This window comes from Haloplanus ruber, assembly GCF_024494725.1.
GTDB classification, from domain to species: Archaea; Halobacteriota; Halobacteria; order Halobacteriales; family Haloferacaceae; genus Haloplanus; species Haloplanus ruber.
Map to the genome: position 1 here is coordinate 914,643 of NZ_JANHDK010000001.1, position 14,914 is coordinate 929,556.

Here is a 14,914-nt window from a genome sequence, read left to right on the forward strand (position 1 = left end):
GGTCGTTGACGTCGTGTACACGACCTGTGGCAGTGATGGACGGCCGACGTCGCAGAGATGGAGTGGGCCTCGTGGCGCCACCTCCGGTCGGCCGTGTGCCCCCCGACATCAAGGTGTACGAACATGACAGCCGAACTTTCGGACGCGACGGTACTCATCGTAGACGACGAGCAGTCTCTGGCAGACCTGTACGCCTACTGGATCGACGAGTTCGCCGAGGCACAGACGGCGTACGACGGCGACGAGGCCCTAGAGAAACTCGATGACGGCGTCGACGTGATGTTGCTCGACCGGCGGATGCCCGGCCGCTCGGGCGATGCGGTCGTCGATGCGGTAACCGAACGGGAATACGACGTTCGGATCGTCATGGTGACCGCGGTCGACCCGGGATTCGAAATCGTCGACATGGCGATTGACGACTACCTCGTGAAACCGGTCGACCAGCCGGAACTCATGGAGACAGTCGAGCGGATGGTCGTCCGAAACTCCTACGACGACCAACTCCAGCGCAAGTTCCAGCTCGTCGAGAAGAAGGTGACACTCGAAGCGGCGAAGACGCCGCACGAACTCGACGAGAGTGAGGAGTACCAAAAGCTGGTCCAGCAACTCGACGCCATCGAACGCGAACTCGACTCCGCCGTCGAGGAGTTCGACGACACCGACTTCACCGTCGCGTTCAGGGAACTTCCGAACGGCGGCCCGATGGATTCGAGCGAAGGTTAGCGAACGACCGTCACCGGCACTGGTGACCGACGGACCACCGACTCCGCGACGCTTCCGAGCAGCACCCGCGTGACGCCCTCACGACCGTGACTGCCGATGACGATGCCGTCGGGGTCGTTGTTCTCCGCCCACTCGACGATGGCCCGCGAGGGCACGCCGATGACCGTTTCTGTCGTCAGTTCGATGCCCTGCTCGGCCGCCGTCTCGCGTGCCGTCTCGAGAACCGCCTCCGTTCGCTCCTCGGCATTCTGTTGCAGGTGATCGAACGTGCTCGGGGCTGCCTCCATCGATCCGTACCCCACGTCCGTGGGGTCGACGACCGAGAGAGCGGTGATATCGGCGTCGGGATACTCTTTCAGTGTGAACTCTAGGGCGGCGTCCGCAGGGTCGGACCCGTCGACGGGGACGAGCAGTCGCTTCGTCATGGACGGGAGTCGGTGCGACGACACCGTAAGCGTGGGGGTCCGCTCCCGGCGGTCGGGAACGTCCGGGACGACCCGCCGAACGGGATAGTCAGGTTTTCGTAGGATGGCTCGCTAGCCTCAGGTATGGGTAGCCAACGTTCCGCCTCGCGACGCGGATTTCTGACCGTCGTCGCAGGCGCCGCGGCGACGGCGGCCGCCGCCGGCACCGCGACGGCACAGGCGTCGTTCGACGGGTGGATGAGCGACGTGGGCAACTACAGCGAGGTCACGGATGCGACCGGCCAAGACGAGGTGACGATCACGGTCGGCGCCGAGGGCAACGGAGGCGCTTTCGCCTTCGGGCCGCCCGCCGTTCAAATCGACCCCGGGACGACCGTCGTCTGGGAGTGGAACGGCGAGGGCGGCCAGCACAACGTCGTCGCCGAGGAGGGCGGCGACTTCGAGAGCGACCTCACCGCCGAGGCCGGGACCACCTTCGAGCAGACCCTCGACTCCGAGGGCGTCGTCAAGTACTTCTGTCAGCCCCACCGGGCGCTCGGTATGAAAGGCGTCGTCGTCGTCGGCTCGATGCCCGACTCCGGCGGCGGCGGTGGCGGCGAAGGCGGTGGCGGTGGCGGTGCCACCGGCCCCGCCGTCCCCGACAGCGCGAAGGCACTGGTCGTGGCGCTGACGAGTGGGCTGGTCTCCGTGCTCGCTCTCGCGTACTTCTTCATCCGGTACGGCGGTGACTACGGCGAGGAGTTCGAGGCGGCCTGACGACCACGGCACTCTCCTCTATGCGAGGCGTTCGACGCCGGTAATCTCGAAGCGTGCCCCACCTTCCGGGCCAGACGTGACGCTGATCTCCCAGCCGTGGGCTTCGATCACGTCTCTGACGATTGCGAGTCCGAGTCCTGTCCCGTCCTGTGCCGTACTGTAGCCGGACTCGAAGACCTGTTCGCGCTCGTCCGCGGGGATGCCACGCCCGTCGTCGGCGACGTAGAACCCGTCGGGGAGCCTGCCGACCGTAATCGTCAGGTCCGAAGAGTCGCTCGCGTCGCCGGAGGCCGACCGGCCGCTCGTCAGGCCGTGTTCCGCGCTACCGCCGGCTTCGCCGTCGTCCCGCGGAATCGAGGATTCCGGGGTCCCACCGGACTCTGCTCGGCTGCCCGTGGGGCCGTGCTCGACGCTATTTCGAAACAGATTCTCGAACACCTGTTCCAGACGGCTCCCGTCGGCGCGGATCGTTCCGCCGACCTCGTGGTGCAGGGTGGCGTCATCGGTCGCCACGTTCCCCCAAGACCGGTCGATGACCGTCCGGAGCGACACGGGCGATAGCTCGACCTCACGCCGGTCGGTGAGCGTCAACAGGTCGTCGATCAGTTGGTTCATGCGGTCGAGTGCGTTCGACGCGCCCTCGAGGTCGTCGTGAGCGCAGTCACACGCCATGCGTGCGGTCTCGATCCGGCCGGCGGCGACGTTGAGTGGATTCCGGAGGTCGTGGGAGACGACGCTCGCAATTTCCTCCATACGGTCGTGTTGCCGGCGCAGTTCCGCCTCGCGATCCACCCGGTCGCTGATGTCCCGGGCGGTCGACAGGATCGCCTCCTCGCCCCGGTAGGGAATCAGTGTGGAGTTCACCTCGACGGGGATTTGCTCGCCCGACCGCGCCTCGTGGACGGTGTCAAAGCGGATCGTCCCGTCCGTCGAGAGGGCGTCGAGGCGGTCGGTCTCGTCCGCCGGGTCCACGTTCGGGTCGATGTCCGGTGGCTTCATCGACAGGAGTTCCTCGCGGTCGTAGCCCAGTCGGTCGACGGCGGTGTCGCTCACATTCTGGAAGAACTCTCCGGGCGTGCGGACGAAGACGGCGTCGGGGAACTCCTCGAACAGGGCGCGATACTCGGCCCGCGACTGTTCGAGTTCGCGTTGCTGGCGGCGCCGTTCGGTCACGTCGAGGAGCGTTCCCATGACCGCCGGCTCTCCTCGGTAGTCGATGCGTCCGCCGTGAACCTCGAACTCGATCTCGGTGCCGTCCTTTCGTGTCCCCCGAAGCGTGTACCGCAGGTCGTCGACGTCGCCGGTCTCCCGGTGTTCGAGATTTCGCCGGAGTGTGTCGTGATCTGCCTCGATCACCACGTCGTACGGTGTCAACTCCGTCAGGAGCGTCTCCTGAGAGTAGCCGAACGTCTCGGCGAGGCGTGGGTTGACGTACTCGAACTCGCCGTCCTGGATGAGATAGACGCCGACGAGATTCTGTTCGATCAGCCGCCGGTATTTGGCCTCCGACTCCGACAGCTCCGCGCGGATACGCAGGCGTTTGAGCGCGCTCGCCACGTCTTCACCGAGTTCCGCGAGGAAGTCGAGTTCGACCCCGTCGATAGCGTCCGGTTCCGCCGCGCCGGCCACGAGGAGACCGTACCGATCCTCGTCGGCGTCGAGGGGGACGGCGGCGACCGTCTCCGGACCGGCGTGGCCGGGATCGGTTCCCACCGCCGGCTCCCGGGTCGCTATCGCCCGGCGAACCGGCTCACGGCCGTGATCGACGGCGTCGACCGGCTCACCGACCGCCGTCCGGATTGCCGTCGATCCGTCGTCGTCGGCAGCACCGATCCACGCGACGGTGTAGGGATCGGTGGCGACGAGATGCTCACAGGCCGCCCGCTCGGCGGCCGCCTCGTCGTCGGCTCGGATCAACTTCCCGTTGACGTCGCGTGCGACATCGCGAAGCGCTTCGAGCCGGGCGGCGCGTCGACTGCTGCGGCGTTTCATCACCGCCTGTTCGATCCGGTTGGCGAGCAGGGCGTAGCTGTCCGTGGCCGTCCCCTTCTGCACGTAGTCGGTCGCCCCGGCGGAGATAGCGGCGCTCGCAATCTCCTCGCTTCCTTTCCCGGTGAAGAGGATGAACGGGAGATCCGGCCACCGCTCTCGGACCGCCCGAAGAACGTCGAGTCCGTCCATCCCCGGCATCCCGTAATCACAGACGAGACAGTCGACAGACTTCGACGTGACCCGGTCGACGACCGCCGACGGCTCCGTCTCGGTCGACACGTCGAACCGGTCGCTTTCGCGCGCCAGCAATCGCGCGGCGACCGACGCGAGGTCCGCCGAGTCGTCGACCAGCAGAACCCGTATCGTCTCCTCCATTGACCCGTGCAAACGTCGGTGGCCGATACTATTGACACTTTGGGCCGGAATCCCACGGATCCCGGTCTTACGCCGTCAACGCGTGTATCCGCGGTACCGGTTCAGTGCGTATCGGTATAAAATGGCCGACGGGAGCGCCGTCAGGAGCGCGAACGTGCCGGCCCCAGCCAAGAGAAGCGGCGAGAGTGATCCCTCGAGGCCGACCAGGACCAGCACCAGCCAGATCGACATTCCACCGAGGACGACGAAGGAGTAGCCGAGTAACACGAGCGTCGACGGAGCAACTGTCTCGGCGCCCCACAGTTCCCGGGGTTCGTAGATCGGATACGCACAGCCGAGGCCGAGCGCGAGGCCCGCGGCGGCGGGCGCGAGACCCAGGCCGAGGGCCGCGTATCCGAGGGCGACGGGCAGCGGCGTCCCGGCGGCGACGGTGGCGACGGGAACGAGGACGGCGACGGGCAAGCCGAGCGCGAGCCCGGCCGCGACCCGCCCTCGGAGGAGGGTCCGGGTCGGCGTCTCGACGAGTAACAGTAGCGGGAGATGCGGGCGGTCGTCGCCGAGGGGGTTCAGCCCGAACGTCGCGCCCGCGAGGTAGACGCCGACGGCCGTGCCCGTCCCCGCGAGAATCGACGCGAGAGCGCCGCCGTCGTTGCCGCTGGCCAGCGATCCCAGCACCGGCCCGGCGAGGAAGACGAGCATAAGCAGATGCGAGAGTTCCTGTGGGTGCCGAATCGCCCGCAGGAGGTGGCCCCAGGCGATCCGTCCACTTTGTCGCCACGCGAACGGGCGGGGCGGGGCGAACCCTGCGCCGCTTCCGGCGGCCGTCGTCGATCCCGAGGGCTGGGAACGGCCATCGTCCCCGAACCAGAGCGCATCGGCGCTTCGCTCGGCCGCCGCCAGACCAATCGGCGTCACCGCGAGCAATCCTGCGAGGACGGCGACAGCCGCCGGCGACACCCCGCCGTATAGGGGTGTGCCGACGAACGCGAGCGAGAGGTAGTCCGTCAGAGCGGGGACAGAGACGACTTCGAGGAGGCCAGCGACCGAGACGTCGCGCTCGACGAACGCGTGGGCGGCGACCTGCGAGAGGACGAACAGCCCGAGGAACCCGACGACGGCGCCGCCTTTCAGCAGGCGGCGGAGGGTCGGCAGACGGCGAAGGACACACAGCCCCGTGATCCCCAGCGCGTACCCGCAGACGGCGGTACAGGCGAGCAAGGGGAGCACGAGGACACCGGCGGTCAGCGGGAGCGTCGGCGCCCCTAGGCCGGCGGCGAACGCCACGACCAGCGCCGCGATGGGGAGGCCAAACCAGAGGGCCAGGCGACCGAGTTCGGCGAGGACAAGGCCGATCACCACTGCCCGTGGGTGGACGGTCGTCAACAGGAGTTCCTCGGCATCGACGCCACCGAGGCGCTCCATCGTGCGAAGCGTCGCCAGCGCTAGCAGTCCGACGGGGAGAGTCACCGCCACGGGGTCGAGATACGGCACTGCAGTGGCGGTCCGCACGCTCTGCCCCGCCGCGTAGGCGGCCGGAAGGGTGACGACGAGTTGGCCACCGAAAAACAGCACCGCGACGGCGAGACCGAGGAGTCGGCGGGCGTCACGGGTGTAGCCACGCACGCTACGGACGAACTCCGCCCGCCCGATGCGACACCCGTGGCGGAGGTCACGGCGGTGGCTCATTCGCCGCCCTCGACCGGGTCGTCACCGCCGGTGACGGCGAGGAAGGCATCTTCGAGCGTCTCCGACTCGGCGCCGGCGGCCGCGCGGTCCGTCAGGTCCGCCGGCGGCCCTTCGGCGACGAGGCGGCCCTCGAAGAGGACCCCAACCGTGTCGGCCACCGCCTCAACCACCGGAAGGATGTGCGTCGAGAGGAAGACGGTCGTGCCGTCGTCGGCAAAGTCGGTGATCGACTCGCGGATGCGCCGCGCGGCCCGGGGGTCGAGGCCGCTCGTCGGCTCGTCGAGAAAGAGGACGTCGGGGTCGTGGAGGACACTTTGGACGAACGCCGTCTTGCGTTTCATCCCCTTGGAGTACGAGCCGATGCGTTTCGCGGCGTCCTCGCGTAACTCGAAGCGGTCGAGGTAGGCGTCGATCCGCTCGTCGGCCGTCTCCGGCGGGATGTCCCGGAGGTCGGCGACGTAGTCGAGTTGCTCGCGTGCGCTGAACTCCTCGTAGAGCGGTGGCGTCTCGGGAAGATAGCCAACCTGTGAGACCAGTTCGCGGCGGTCAGCGACGGGCGTTCCACAGACGCGGGCCTCGCCGTCGGTAGGTTTCGTGAGCCCAGTCAACAGCCGCATGGTCGTCGTCTTCCCGGCTCCGTTGGGGCCGAGAAAGCCGTAGACGGTGCCCGAGGGGAGAGACAGTGACACGCCGTCGAGGGCGAGTTCGTCGCCGTATCGCTTCCGCAGGTCGGTCGCCTCGACGGCCGGCTGAGCGCCGGGGGAGTGAGTGGAGGGCATCGCCTCGACTACCGGTCGACGCCCTCCTATACGTTACGACGGCAGGACGGTCCGCCGGAGACGAGGGATACACTCAAGCCCACCGCGGCCGGAAGGCAGGCCGTGTACGAACGGGTACTCGTCCCCACGGATGGAAGCGACACCGCGGCGGCGGCGGCCGACCACGCGGTCGGGATCGCACAGGCCGAGGGCGCGACGATACACGCGCTCTACGTCGCCGACGTGCGGATGAGCCCGATCAGCACCGGGATGGGCCGCGAAGCGGTGTGTGATCTGCTGGAGCGATCTGACGAACGACCGCTCGAAGCGATCTGTACCCGGGCGGCGGCCGCGAACGTGCCGGTCGTCGAAGCAGTGCGGGTCGGCGTCCCACACGAGGCCATCGGCGCCTACGTCGACGATCACGACATCGACCTCGTCGTGATGGGGACCCACGGTCGGACGGGGCTGCGACGCGGCCTCCTCGGAAGCGTTACCGAGCGTGTCCTCCGGCGCGTCGACGCCCCGGTCGTGACCGTCAGGGAGCGTGCCGACGACGCCGCAGGCCAGTCGTAAGCTGTCGCTGCGACGGCGCGGCCGGGCAAGTCGACGACTGGTCGCGACGGCACCGCCGTGAAGACGGCAACCCTTTTCGGCATGGCTCGTGAATCCGCTCGCATGGCAGACGACACCGACGAGTCCGAGACAGCGGATGGCGAGGCCGACGCGGACGGCGAGGAGAAATCCTTCCGCGAGCGCGTCGAGGAGATTCGCGAGCGCCGCGCCGAGGAACGCGAGGAAGGCGAGCGGCCCGACCCCGAGGAGATGATGGGCGGCGGGGGCGAGGGCGGCAACCCCTTCGCACAGATGATGAGCGGCATGATGGGCGGCGGCGGCCCGCCGGGGATGGGCGGTGGCCCGCCGGGGATGGGCGGCGGCGGCCCGCCCGGCATGGGCGGTGGCGGCGGCCGCGAGGAGGAATCGGTCGGGAACGAGGAACTCGTGCGCGAGGTCCGACAGCTTAGAGACGAGGTGCGCGACGCCACCCGACAGCTTCAGCGGATCGCACAGGCGCTCGAAGACGACTGACGGCGGCCCGTTCTCAGCTGACGCGGTCGTAGACGTCTTCGAGGCGGTCGACCGCTCGGTCGACCCCGTGTCGCTCCCGCACCGCGAGACACGTCTCTCCCAACCGGTCGCGCTCGGCGAGAGTCCGTCGAACCGCACCGCGGAGCGCCGCCACGTCACCCGTCGCGAAGTGATACCCGGTTTCGCCGTCTACGACGGTGTCCGCGAGGGCGCCGTCGTCGGCGCCGACGACCGGCGTCCCACAGGCGTTAGCCTCCAAGGCGACGAGCCCCTGTGTCTCGACCGGACTCGGGAAGACAAAGGCATCGAGGGCGCTGTAGAACGCGGGGAGTTCTTCCCGGTCCAGAAAGCCAAGGAATCGGGCGTCGACCCCTCGCTCGGTTGTTCGGGCTTCGAGATCGGCGCGGGCCGGGCCGTCGCCGCCGAAGACGACCGTCGCGTCTAGCTCCGTCGCGGCGTCGACAACGTCGGCGAGGCGCTTCTCGTAGCCGTGGCGACCGGTGTAGCCGATCAGCGTGTCGGCGTCGTCGAGACCGTGGCGGGCGAGGAAGGGGGTGGGATCGACCCGCCGAAACCGCTCCGTGTCGATGCCGTTCGGGACGATTGTCACCGGCGTGGAGACCCCCACCTCGTCGACGAGGTGGGCGGCCGTCGCGTCGCTCGGCGCGACGACGGCGTCGGCCCGGTTGAGGAACCACCGCTCGTACCGCTCGCTCACCCGTTCGACGAGGGTCTCGACCGTCTCACCCGGCGCCACGTAGTCGGCGTACTCCGCGCTCGGCGTGTGATACGAGGCGACGAGGGGCCGGTCACGTCTGTTCGCGAGACGGAGTCCCGCGAGGCCCACCGCGAAGGGAGTGTGAGCGTGGACGACGTCGACGTCGCGAACCCGGCGTGGAATCCAGGGGACGCCGAGGCGAAAGCCCGGGTAGAACGGAAAGGGAAGGCTCCGCACGGGATACTCGCCGGCACGAGCGGCGTATCCGTCGGTTCGCGGATACACCACGTCCATGCGGCCGCCGCGGTCGGCCCAGCGGTCGCGCCAGGTCTGGACCGTGTAGGTGACGCCGTTGACCGTGGGCAGGTAGGTGTCGGTGAAGGCGGCGACCGAACGCATTGCCAGCGGTTCAACGAGGAGCGGTTAATCGCTTGTGACTTCGGTCTGGACGTCCCGATAGGCGTCGCGGAGTCGCTCACCCACCCGCGACAGCGAGTGCTCGGCCGCCGTCTCCGCTGCGTTCTCGCCGAGGCGGTCCCGCAGGTCGGGGTCGTCGGCCAGGCGGTCCAGTGCCGCGCGAAACTCCGCGCGAGTCGAACATTTCAGGCAGTCGTGTTCGTGCGTGTAGAACTCCTCGAAGACGGGGATATCGCGCAGAACGACGGGCTTCCCGCAGGCCATCGCCTCCAAGACGGCGATGCCCTGGTTCTCGGCTTTCGTCGGGAAACAGTAGACGTCGCCGGCGGCGAAGGCGCCGCGCTTGTCGTCGACCCAGCCCGTGAACGTGACGTTTTCTGGTGGGTTTCGGACCCAGCGACGCACCGTCTCGGACGCCTGTGGCCCGGTGTCGTAGGGGCCGAACCACGCGAACTCGTAGTCGGTCGTCTCGGCGAGGCGACAGAAGGTGGTGAGTCCCTTACGCTCGAAGACGTTGCCGACGGCGAAAACGACCAAGCCCTCTAGGTCGAAGCGGTCGCGATACTCGCCGCGAAGGGACTCGAAGCCGGACAGGGAGTCGATGTCGACGCCGTTGGTGATCGAGCGGATCGGCGCCCGCACCGGGTAGGACTCGAGGATGCGCTTCGTGTACGCGCTGGGACAGAGCACGAGGTCGGCCTGTGAGTAGAACCACCGGAGATAGCGTCCGAGCGGACGGGCGAGGTAGGTCGACCCGCGGAAGCTCTCAGCAAAGTCCTCGCGTGTGACGTGGGCGTGAAGCACCAGCGGCGTTCCCGTCCGTTTCGCGTGGCGGGCCACCGTGATCGATCCCGGTCCGATCATGTTGCAGTGTGCGACATCGTACGACCGGAAGGCGTCACCGCCGCGGAGCGCGGCGCCGAGGGCTTGGGGCGGGGAGCCGCCGGTCCACGGCGACGTGAGCACCGAGACGTCCGTCGTCGCCAAGGCGGCGCGCTGCTGGTCGGCGGCGGTCCCGATCCCGCTCCGGTCGAGGCGATCCGCCAGTTCGAGGTAGTTCAACACCCGCACGAGAGCCGATTGCGCGGTGACCGGTTTCACGCTACCGGTCTGTCGGAAGTCCTTTGCCACCGCCCGACCGGGTTCGCGTATGGGCATCGCCGCGGAGCGGATCGACCGACTGGCCACGCTCGCCCGAGAGGCCGTCACAGCGGGTGAGACCGACCGCGCCCGGCGGTACGTCCGCCTGGCCCGCCGAATCGCCGAGCGTAACCGCCTCACGCTCCCGCGGTCGTTCCGGCGGTTCACCTGCGACGCCTGTGACGCCTACCTCCGGCCGGGGCGAAACGCGCGCGTCCGGCTAGCGGACGGGCACGTCGTCGTCCGGTGTGACTGCGGGGCGACGGCTCGCTACCCCTACGAATGATGGCAGGTCAGCGTGTCTCTCGGCCGCCCCGTTAATATAAACTTTCAAACCGATCCGGAGTCAGTGGAGGGTATGGATACGCAAGCGTTGCGCAAGCGGGCCCACGACCTAGACGTGACCCTGTGGGTCGGCAAGGGGGGCGTCGACCCCGTCGTCGACGAGTGTGACGATCAACTGAAAGGCGAGGATCTGGTGAAGGTGAAGTTCCTGCGCTCGGCGCAGGGCGGGACCGACGTCGAATCGCTGGCGGCCGACCTCGCGGAGCGGACGAACGCGGCCGTCGTCGAGACGCGGGGCAACACGGCCGTGCTGTACCGATGACCGTGGCCGCGGTTCCGCTGCAGAACGGGGCGCTCGCGGAGCTTCTCTCCCGGGGTGGCGTGCCATACGCCGACGCCATCGGCTCGGCCATCGTCTTCGTCGTCGTCCTCGCCGCCGTCTACGTGATCGGACGGACGGTACTTCTGCCGCTGGTGGACCGGATCATGGATCGGCGGGGGTTGGATCGGCACACCCGCCGGCCGCTCAAGAAACTCACACTCCTGCTGGTGGTGTTTGCGGGGGTCGCCGTCGCGTTCGGCATGGCCGGCTACGGCGACTTCCTGCAGTCGTTGGCGACCGTTGCCGCCGCGGCGACGCTCGCCATCGGCTTTGCCATGCAGGATGTCATCGCCAACTTCGTCGCCGGCGTCTTCATCTTCACGGACAAGCCGTTCAGGATCGGTGACTGGATCGAGTGGGACGGCAACTCGGGCATCGTCGAGGACATTAGCTTCCGTGTCTCACGGGTGCGGACCTTCGACAACGAACTCCTGACGGTTCCCAACTCCCACCTCACCGACGGCGTGATCAAAAATCCCGTCGCCAAGGGCCAGTTGCGCCTGCAGGTCCCGTTCGGCATCGGCTACGACGACGACATCGAGCGCGCAAACGAGATCATCCTCGAGGAGGCCAACGCCCACCCCGACATCCTCGAAGAGCCGGCGCCGTCGGTACGCCTGACCGAACTCGGCGACTCCTCGGTCGTGCTCAAATCGCGGGTCTGGATCGACGACCCCAGCCGCTCCGATTTCGTCAAGACCCGCGGGGAGTACGTCACCAGCGTCAAGAAGCGCTTCGACGAGGCGGACATCAACATCCCCTATCCGAACCGCACCCTCGGCGGATCGCTCGACCTCGGCGGCGTCGACGAAACCGTCGTCTCGGACTAGAGTTCGATTCGTTCGACAAGCCCGCTCTCCTCTTTTGTGTTGATGGCGACGATCCGAACGTGGTCTTCGAGGGTGGAGTCACGAAGTTTCGCCTTCAGCAGGTTGTCGACCTGGTAGACGCCAGCGGCGTTCACCATCTCGATTTCGACCAAGACCGCCGTGTCGTCGCCCTCCTGTAACGTGACATCGCGGATCGCCTGACTCGAGAGGGTGTTGATCCCGCGGCCACCCTTCTCGTAGGGGATGCGCGAGCGACCCCGCTCCATGTCGAGGGCGTCCGCGACGCGGATGACCCCCGCCTCGCGGGTGAGCGGGTCTTCCGCAGTGTGGTGACAGAGGATCGCATGCAGCGTCTCGCCTTTCATCCGGACCGCGGCCTCGGTGTCGTAGAACTCGGGCAGAAATCGGTCGAGAATGTCCGCGGCGAGCGGGATGGAGTAGTAGGCGTGCCTGTCGCGGTGGACGACATGTCCCACGTCGTGGAGCGTGGCCGCGAGCGCGACGATCACCGGTTCGTCGGCCTCGGACAGCCCCTGGTCGGTCGCGCCGTTGAACGCCACACCGGCACGTTTCAGAAGTTCGTACAGGCGGAGCGCGTGGTCGCGGACGATTCCGATGTGTTTCGAGCCGTGGTCGTTGTACCCCTTGCGCGTGACGGCGTTGACGTTCTGGGCGTCGAGATACGTCCGCACCTCGGGGTCTTCGACGAGGGCAAGAAGGACACGGTTCAGTTTTTCGTCCGGGAAGGCGTGGTCGGCGTCCGGATCGTACGTGTGACCGTCGCCGCTCCCGGAAGTCGACTCGGGGCCGGCATCGTCGGTGACCATACCGTCACTGCTCGGCCGAGTCACAAAAGCACCCCGGGGCGGCGGTCAGGCGGCCTCGGCCACGGCCTCACGAACCGTTTCGTAGTCCGGCTCCTGTTTGGGGTTGTCCCCGACCCAACGATAGGTGACGATCCCGTCGCCGTCCACGACGAACACCGCCCGCTGGGCGGCACGCAGGTCGAGGGGCGAGAACGACGACACCACGTCGTAGGCGTCGATCAGTTCCCGCCGCTCGTCGCTGATGAGTCCGAAGCCCAGATCGTTCTGTGCTCGGAACTCGTTGAGCGTGTAAGGGAGGTCGACGCTAACCCCGTACACCGTCGCGTCGATAGCCTCGAACTCGGCCATGTGGTCGCGGAACGAACACATCTCGCTGGTACAGGTCGGGGTGAACGCCGCGGGGAAAAAAGCGAGGACGATGGGTGCCTCGCTGAGGTGCTCGGAGAGGGTGAAACTCTCGATGTCACCGTTCGCGAGCGGCGCAGTGAAATCGGGTGCCTCGTCGCCGATGTCGAGCATAAATCCCGTTTGTTGGTGGGCGGTATTATACTGTCGGCTGTGACAGCGCGGCCGCTCGCCGGGCGGGTCCACCGGGGGGCCGGTGTCAGGCTGAACGGTCCAAAAAGCCTATAATCGCCAATCGGCTACCCCGAGGTAGTGATGCACGACCCAATCGTCCCACTGTTCCCCGGGTTGCCCGGCGGGCCGGAGTTGCTCATCGTCCTCTTCGTCCTCGTCTTGCTGTTCGGGGCGAACAAGATCCCCAAACTAGCCCGCTCGACCGGCCAGGCGATGGGCGAGTTCAAGCGCGGGCGCGAGGAGATCGAGGAGGAACTCCAGGAGGGGGCCGACCCCTCGGGCGAGGAGGCACCGACGAGTGCGACCGAGGAGACGGCAGAAGCCAGCACCGAACCCGAACAGAGTAGCTAACTCGACCCGAGGCCCGGACCCAATGCCGGGCACCGCGGACGCTCACCCCGTCGGCTCGCAGCCCAGCCGAGCGCGTGCACCCCTCCACCCGATCATCACCTTCGTATTCTCGCCTCGACGGTCGACCGAGCGTCGACACGAGGATTGAAACGGAACGCCGCCGACGCTTGCGGTACGTGCTATGGCTCGAACGACGGCGTCGCGTCTCCTGAGGCTCGAAACGGTCTTTCTCGTCGCGGTCGGCGGCTTCGCGGGCGCGAACCTCCGATACGCGCTCTCGGTCGCGATCCCCGGTCTCGGTGGCACCTTCGCGGCGAACGTTCTCGGCTGTCTCGCCCTCGGATTCCTAGTCTACGAGGCCGAACTGGTCGGTCTCCTCGCGGAGGAGACAGGACTCGTCGCCGCAACCGGCTTTCTCTCGTCGCTTACCACCTACAGTACGTTCGCAATCGAGGCGGTGCAGTCGCCGACGCTCGTCGGCGCCGGCTACGTCGTCGCGAGTTACGCCTGTGGGTTCGCCGCCGTTCTGGCCGGGCGACGCGTCGCCCGAGCGCTGGAGGGGACCGTCCGATGACTACGGTCGATCCCGCTCACCTCGTCGGTGCCGGGGCGGCCGTCGGAGCGATCCTGCGGTACGCCACCAACGGCTATCTGGACGGGATCACGGGTGACCGACGATTCCCGTACGGCACCTTCACCGTGAACGTCGTCGGCTCGTTCGTGCTCGCGGTCGTTACCGTCTCCGGGGCGGGAACGGACGTCGTCCACCTGGTCGGGACCGGCGCCTGTGGATCGTATACGACGTTCTCGTCGTTTTCGGTCGACACCGTTCGGATCTGGGAGAACGGAGACCGACTCCTGGCGGCGTGGTACGCCGCAGTGAACTTCCTGGGCGCGTTGCTCGGGATCGGACTGGCGTTCGGGATCACGACACTCTGACCGCGGCGGCCGGAACGCTAACCGTGTCTACTGCGGTTCGCAGGGCAGCATCTCTTGGTCGTAGTCCTGGTCGCCGACGACGACGGCCGCACAGCCCCCGATGTGGCCGAAGTCGTAATTGCACTTGTACTCGTAGACGCCCGGTTCGGGGAAGTAGTGGCTGACTTGCTCGGCACCGAGGTCCTCGTCTAGCTCCCACTCGGAGGCCACCTCGGGGTTCCAAGCCCGTCGCCCACTCGTCGAACTCGACGGCGACATGGAGGTGACGCTGTGAGAACTAAGACTCTCGGTGGTCCACGTGACGACGGTTCCCGGCTCTACCTCCGCAACCATCGGGATGAACGTCTTGTTCTCGTTGGTGATGGTAAACTCCGGGGCGTCCTCGGGCGGCCCCGAGGGCGTCGGCGTCGCCGTGGCCGTCGGCGTCTCGGTGGCCGTCGCCGTCGCCGTCTCCGTCTCCGTCGACCCGTCGCCGCCGTCGCCAGAGCCGCCCGAACAGCCGGCGAGCGACCCGACGAGTCCGGCGGCGGCCGCGACGATCTTCCTGCGACTGAATGTCATGATGTCGTAGCGTCCGCTTAGTGAGGCCCCTTCAAAAAACATTCGAGGTTATTCGACACCGACACCACGGTGGGTTCCAAT

Annotated in this window: 19 protein-coding genes; 10 read left to right on the forward strand and 9 right to left on the reverse strand. The window is 67.5% G+C overall.

Going from position 1 to position 14,914, the window contains the following annotated elements; translation table 11 throughout:
- Nucleotides 1–123 precede the first annotated feature (123 nt).
- Nucleotides 124–723, forward strand: a complete 600-nt coding sequence (locus NO878_RS04825) for a response regulator transcription factor (protein WP_256404827.1) — start codon at nt 124–126, stop codon at nt 721–723.
- Here the strand turns inward: NO878_RS04825 and NO878_RS04830 are convergent.
- On the reverse strand, nt 720–1,148 hold the full coding sequence (locus tag NO878_RS04830; RefSeq protein ID WP_256404828.1) for a universal stress protein: 429 nt from the start codon (nt 1,146–1,148) through the stop codon (nt 720–722). The genes NO878_RS04825 and NO878_RS04830 overlap by 4 nt on opposite strands.
- 123 nt (nt 1,149–1,271) lie before the next feature.
- On the opposite strand from NO878_RS04830, the gene NO878_RS04835 reads away from it, so the two are divergent.
- Complete coding sequence (locus NO878_RS04835; RefSeq protein WP_256404829.1) at nt 1,272–1,904, forward strand: halocyanin domain-containing protein; 633 nt, start codon at nt 1,272–1,274, stop codon at nt 1,902–1,904.
- Between the two features lie 18 nt (nt 1,905–1,922).
- Here the strand turns inward: NO878_RS04835 and NO878_RS04840 are convergent, their stop codons facing one another.
- The 3 genes from NO878_RS04840 to NO878_RS04850 all read right to left on the reverse strand — a co-directional run bounded on the left by NO878_RS04840 (nt 1,923) and on the right by NO878_RS04850 (nt 6,736).
- A complete protein-coding gene (locus NO878_RS04840; RefSeq protein ID WP_256404830.1) occupies nt 1,923–4,271 on the reverse strand; it encodes a PAS domain S-box protein in 2,349 nt (782 codons plus the stop codon).
- A 75-nt stretch (nt 4,272–4,346) separates the two neighbouring features.
- Nucleotides 4,347–5,957: a hypothetical protein gene (locus NO878_RS04845; protein WP_256404831.1), complete on the reverse strand. Its 1,611-nt coding sequence runs from the start codon at nt 5,955–5,957 to the stop codon at nt 4,347–4,349.
- Entirely contained in the window at nt 5,954–6,736 is a 783-nt protein-coding gene (locus tag NO878_RS04850; protein ID WP_256404832.1) for an ABC transporter ATP-binding protein, read from the reverse strand. Before NO878_RS04850 ends, NO878_RS04845 begins: the two co-directional genes overlap by 4 nt.
- Nucleotides 6,737–6,838: 102 nt before the next feature.
- Between NO878_RS04850 and NO878_RS04855 the strand changes: the two genes are divergently transcribed.
- Nucleotides 6,839–7,291, forward strand: coding sequence for a universal stress protein (locus NO878_RS04855; protein WP_256404833.1), 453 nt, complete (start codon nt 6,839–6,841; stop codon nt 7,289–7,291).
- Nucleotides 7,292–7,393: 102 nt separating this feature from the next.
- Nucleotides 7,394–7,804 (forward strand): hypothetical protein, encoded by a 411-nt coding sequence (locus tag NO878_RS04860; RefSeq protein WP_256404834.1) that lies wholly within the window; start codon nt 7,394–7,396, stop codon nt 7,802–7,804.
- A 13-nt stretch (nt 7,805–7,817) separates the two neighbouring features.
- Here NO878_RS04860 and NO878_RS04865 read toward each other — a convergent pair whose 3' ends face one another.
- A complete protein-coding gene (locus tag NO878_RS04865) occupies nt 7,818–8,921 on the reverse strand; it encodes a glycosyltransferase family 4 protein (protein WP_256404835.1) in 1,104 nt (367 codons plus the stop codon).
- Between the two features lie 24 nt (nt 8,922–8,945).
- On the reverse strand, nt 8,946–10,010 hold the full coding sequence (locus NO878_RS04870) for a glycosyltransferase family 4 protein (RefSeq protein ID WP_256405461.1): 1,065 nt from the start codon (nt 10,008–10,010) through the stop codon (nt 8,946–8,948).
- Between the two features lie 79 nt (nt 10,011–10,089).
- On the opposite strand from NO878_RS04870, the gene NO878_RS04875 reads away from it, so the two are divergent.
- From NO878_RS04875 to NO878_RS04885, 3 genes are all read left to right on the forward strand, one after another.
- A complete protein-coding gene (locus NO878_RS04875) occupies nt 10,090–10,365 on the forward strand; it encodes a ribonuclease P protein component 4 (protein WP_256404836.1) in 276 nt (91 codons plus the stop codon).
- 72 nt (nt 10,366–10,437) lie between these two features.
- A complete protein-coding gene (locus NO878_RS04880; protein ID WP_256404837.1) occupies nt 10,438–10,686 on the forward strand; it encodes a YhbY family RNA-binding protein in 249 nt (82 codons plus the stop codon).
- Nucleotides 10,683–11,576, forward strand: coding sequence for a mechanosensitive ion channel family protein (locus NO878_RS04885; RefSeq protein WP_256404838.1), 894 nt, complete (start codon nt 10,683–10,685; stop codon nt 11,574–11,576). Before NO878_RS04880 ends, NO878_RS04885 begins: the two co-directional genes overlap by 4 nt.
- Here NO878_RS04885 and NO878_RS04890 read toward each other — a convergent pair.
- Together NO878_RS04890 and NO878_RS04895 are read right to left on the reverse strand one after the other, a co-directional pair.
- On the reverse strand, nt 11,573–12,403 hold the full coding sequence (locus tag NO878_RS04890; RefSeq protein WP_256404839.1) for an HD domain-containing protein: 831 nt from the start codon (nt 12,401–12,403) through the stop codon (nt 11,573–11,575). The genes NO878_RS04885 and NO878_RS04890 overlap by 4 nt on opposite strands.
- A gap of 45 nt (nt 12,404–12,448) precedes the next feature.
- Nucleotides 12,449–12,922 carry a redoxin domain-containing protein gene (locus NO878_RS04895; RefSeq protein WP_256404840.1) on the reverse strand — a complete coding sequence of 158 codons (474 nt, stop codon included), beginning with the start codon at nt 12,920–12,922 and terminating at the stop codon, nt 12,449–12,451.
- Nucleotides 12,923–13,063: 141 nt separating this feature from the next.
- Between NO878_RS04895 and NO878_RS04900 the strand changes: the two genes are divergently transcribed.
- The 3 genes from NO878_RS04900 to NO878_RS04910 all read left to right on the forward strand — a co-directional run bounded on the left by NO878_RS04900 (nt 13,064) and on the right by NO878_RS04910 (nt 14,272).
- Nucleotides 13,064–13,333 (forward strand): Sec-independent protein translocase subunit TatA/TatB, encoded by a 270-nt coding sequence (locus NO878_RS04900; protein ID WP_256404841.1) that lies wholly within the window; start codon nt 13,064–13,066, stop codon nt 13,331–13,333.
- Nucleotides 13,334–13,514: 181 nt separating this feature from the next.
- On the forward strand, nt 13,515–13,907 hold the full coding sequence (locus tag NO878_RS04905) for a fluoride efflux transporter FluC (RefSeq protein WP_256404842.1): 393 nt from the start codon (nt 13,515–13,517) through the stop codon (nt 13,905–13,907).
- Nucleotides 13,904–14,272, forward strand: coding sequence for a fluoride efflux transporter FluC (locus NO878_RS04910; RefSeq protein ID WP_256404843.1), 369 nt, complete (start codon nt 13,904–13,906; stop codon nt 14,270–14,272). The genes NO878_RS04905 and NO878_RS04910 overlap by 4 nt, the downstream gene beginning before the upstream one ends.
- 27 nt (nt 14,273–14,299) lie before the next feature.
- On the opposite strand, the gene NO878_RS04915 is transcribed toward NO878_RS04910, so the two are convergent.
- On the reverse strand, nt 14,300–14,833 hold the full coding sequence (locus NO878_RS04915; RefSeq protein ID WP_256404844.1) for a cupredoxin domain-containing protein: 534 nt from the start codon (nt 14,831–14,833) through the stop codon (nt 14,300–14,302).
- Nucleotides 14,834–14,914 lie beyond the last annotated feature (81 nt).

Excerpts from the sequence above, each read along its gene's own strand:
- NO878_RS04825 (WP_256404827.1), top strand. The coding sequence starts at position 124 with ATGACAGCCGAACTTTCGGACGCGACGGTACTCATCGTAGACGACGAG.
- NO878_RS04830 (WP_256404828.1), bottom strand. The coding sequence starts at position 1,148 with ATGACGAAGCGACTGCTCGTCCCCGTCGACGGGTCCGACCCTGCGGAC.
- NO878_RS04835 (WP_256404829.1), top strand. The coding sequence starts at position 1,272 with ATGGGTAGCCAACGTTCCGCCTCGCGACGCGGATTTCTGACCGTCGTC.
- NO878_RS04840 (WP_256404830.1), bottom strand. The coding sequence starts at position 4,271 with ATGGAGGAGACGATACGGGTTCTGCTGGTCGACGACTCGGCGGACCTC.
- NO878_RS04845 (WP_256404831.1), bottom strand. The coding sequence starts at position 5,957 with ATGAGCCACCGCCGTGACCTCCGCCACGGGTGTCGCATCGGGCGGGCG.
- NO878_RS04850 (WP_256404832.1), bottom strand. The coding sequence starts at position 6,736 with ATGCCCTCCACTCACTCCCCCGGCGCTCAGCCGGCCGTCGAGGCGACC.
- NO878_RS04860 (WP_256404834.1), top strand. The coding sequence starts at position 7,394 with ATGGCAGACGACACCGACGAGTCCGAGACAGCGGATGGCGAGGCCGAC.
- NO878_RS04865 (WP_256404835.1), bottom strand. The coding sequence starts at position 8,921 with ATGCGTTCGGTCGCCGCCTTCACCGACACCTACCTGCCCACGGTCAAC.
- NO878_RS04875 (WP_256404836.1), top strand. The coding sequence starts at position 10,090 with ATGGGCATCGCCGCGGAGCGGATCGACCGACTGGCCACGCTCGCCCGA.
- NO878_RS04880 (WP_256404837.1), top strand. The coding sequence starts at position 10,438 with ATGGATACGCAAGCGTTGCGCAAGCGGGCCCACGACCTAGACGTGACC.
- NO878_RS04885 (WP_256404838.1), top strand. The coding sequence starts at position 10,683 with ATGACCGTGGCCGCGGTTCCGCTGCAGAACGGGGCGCTCGCGGAGCTT.
- NO878_RS04890 (WP_256404839.1), bottom strand. The coding sequence starts at position 12,403 with ATGGTCACCGACGATGCCGGCCCCGAGTCGACTTCCGGGAGCGGCGAC.
- NO878_RS04895 (WP_256404840.1), bottom strand. The coding sequence starts at position 12,922 with ATGCTCGACATCGGCGACGAGGCACCCGATTTCACTGCGCCGCTCGCG.
- NO878_RS04900 (WP_256404841.1), top strand. The coding sequence starts at position 13,064 with ATGCACGACCCAATCGTCCCACTGTTCCCCGGGTTGCCCGGCGGGCCG.
- NO878_RS04905 (WP_256404842.1), top strand. The coding sequence starts at position 13,515 with ATGGCTCGAACGACGGCGTCGCGTCTCCTGAGGCTCGAAACGGTCTTT.
- NO878_RS04910 (WP_256404843.1), top strand. The coding sequence starts at position 13,904 with ATGACTACGGTCGATCCCGCTCACCTCGTCGGTGCCGGGGCGGCCGTC.
- NO878_RS04915 (WP_256404844.1), bottom strand. The coding sequence starts at position 14,833 with ATGACATTCAGTCGCAGGAAGATCGTCGCGGCCGCCGCCGGACTCGTC.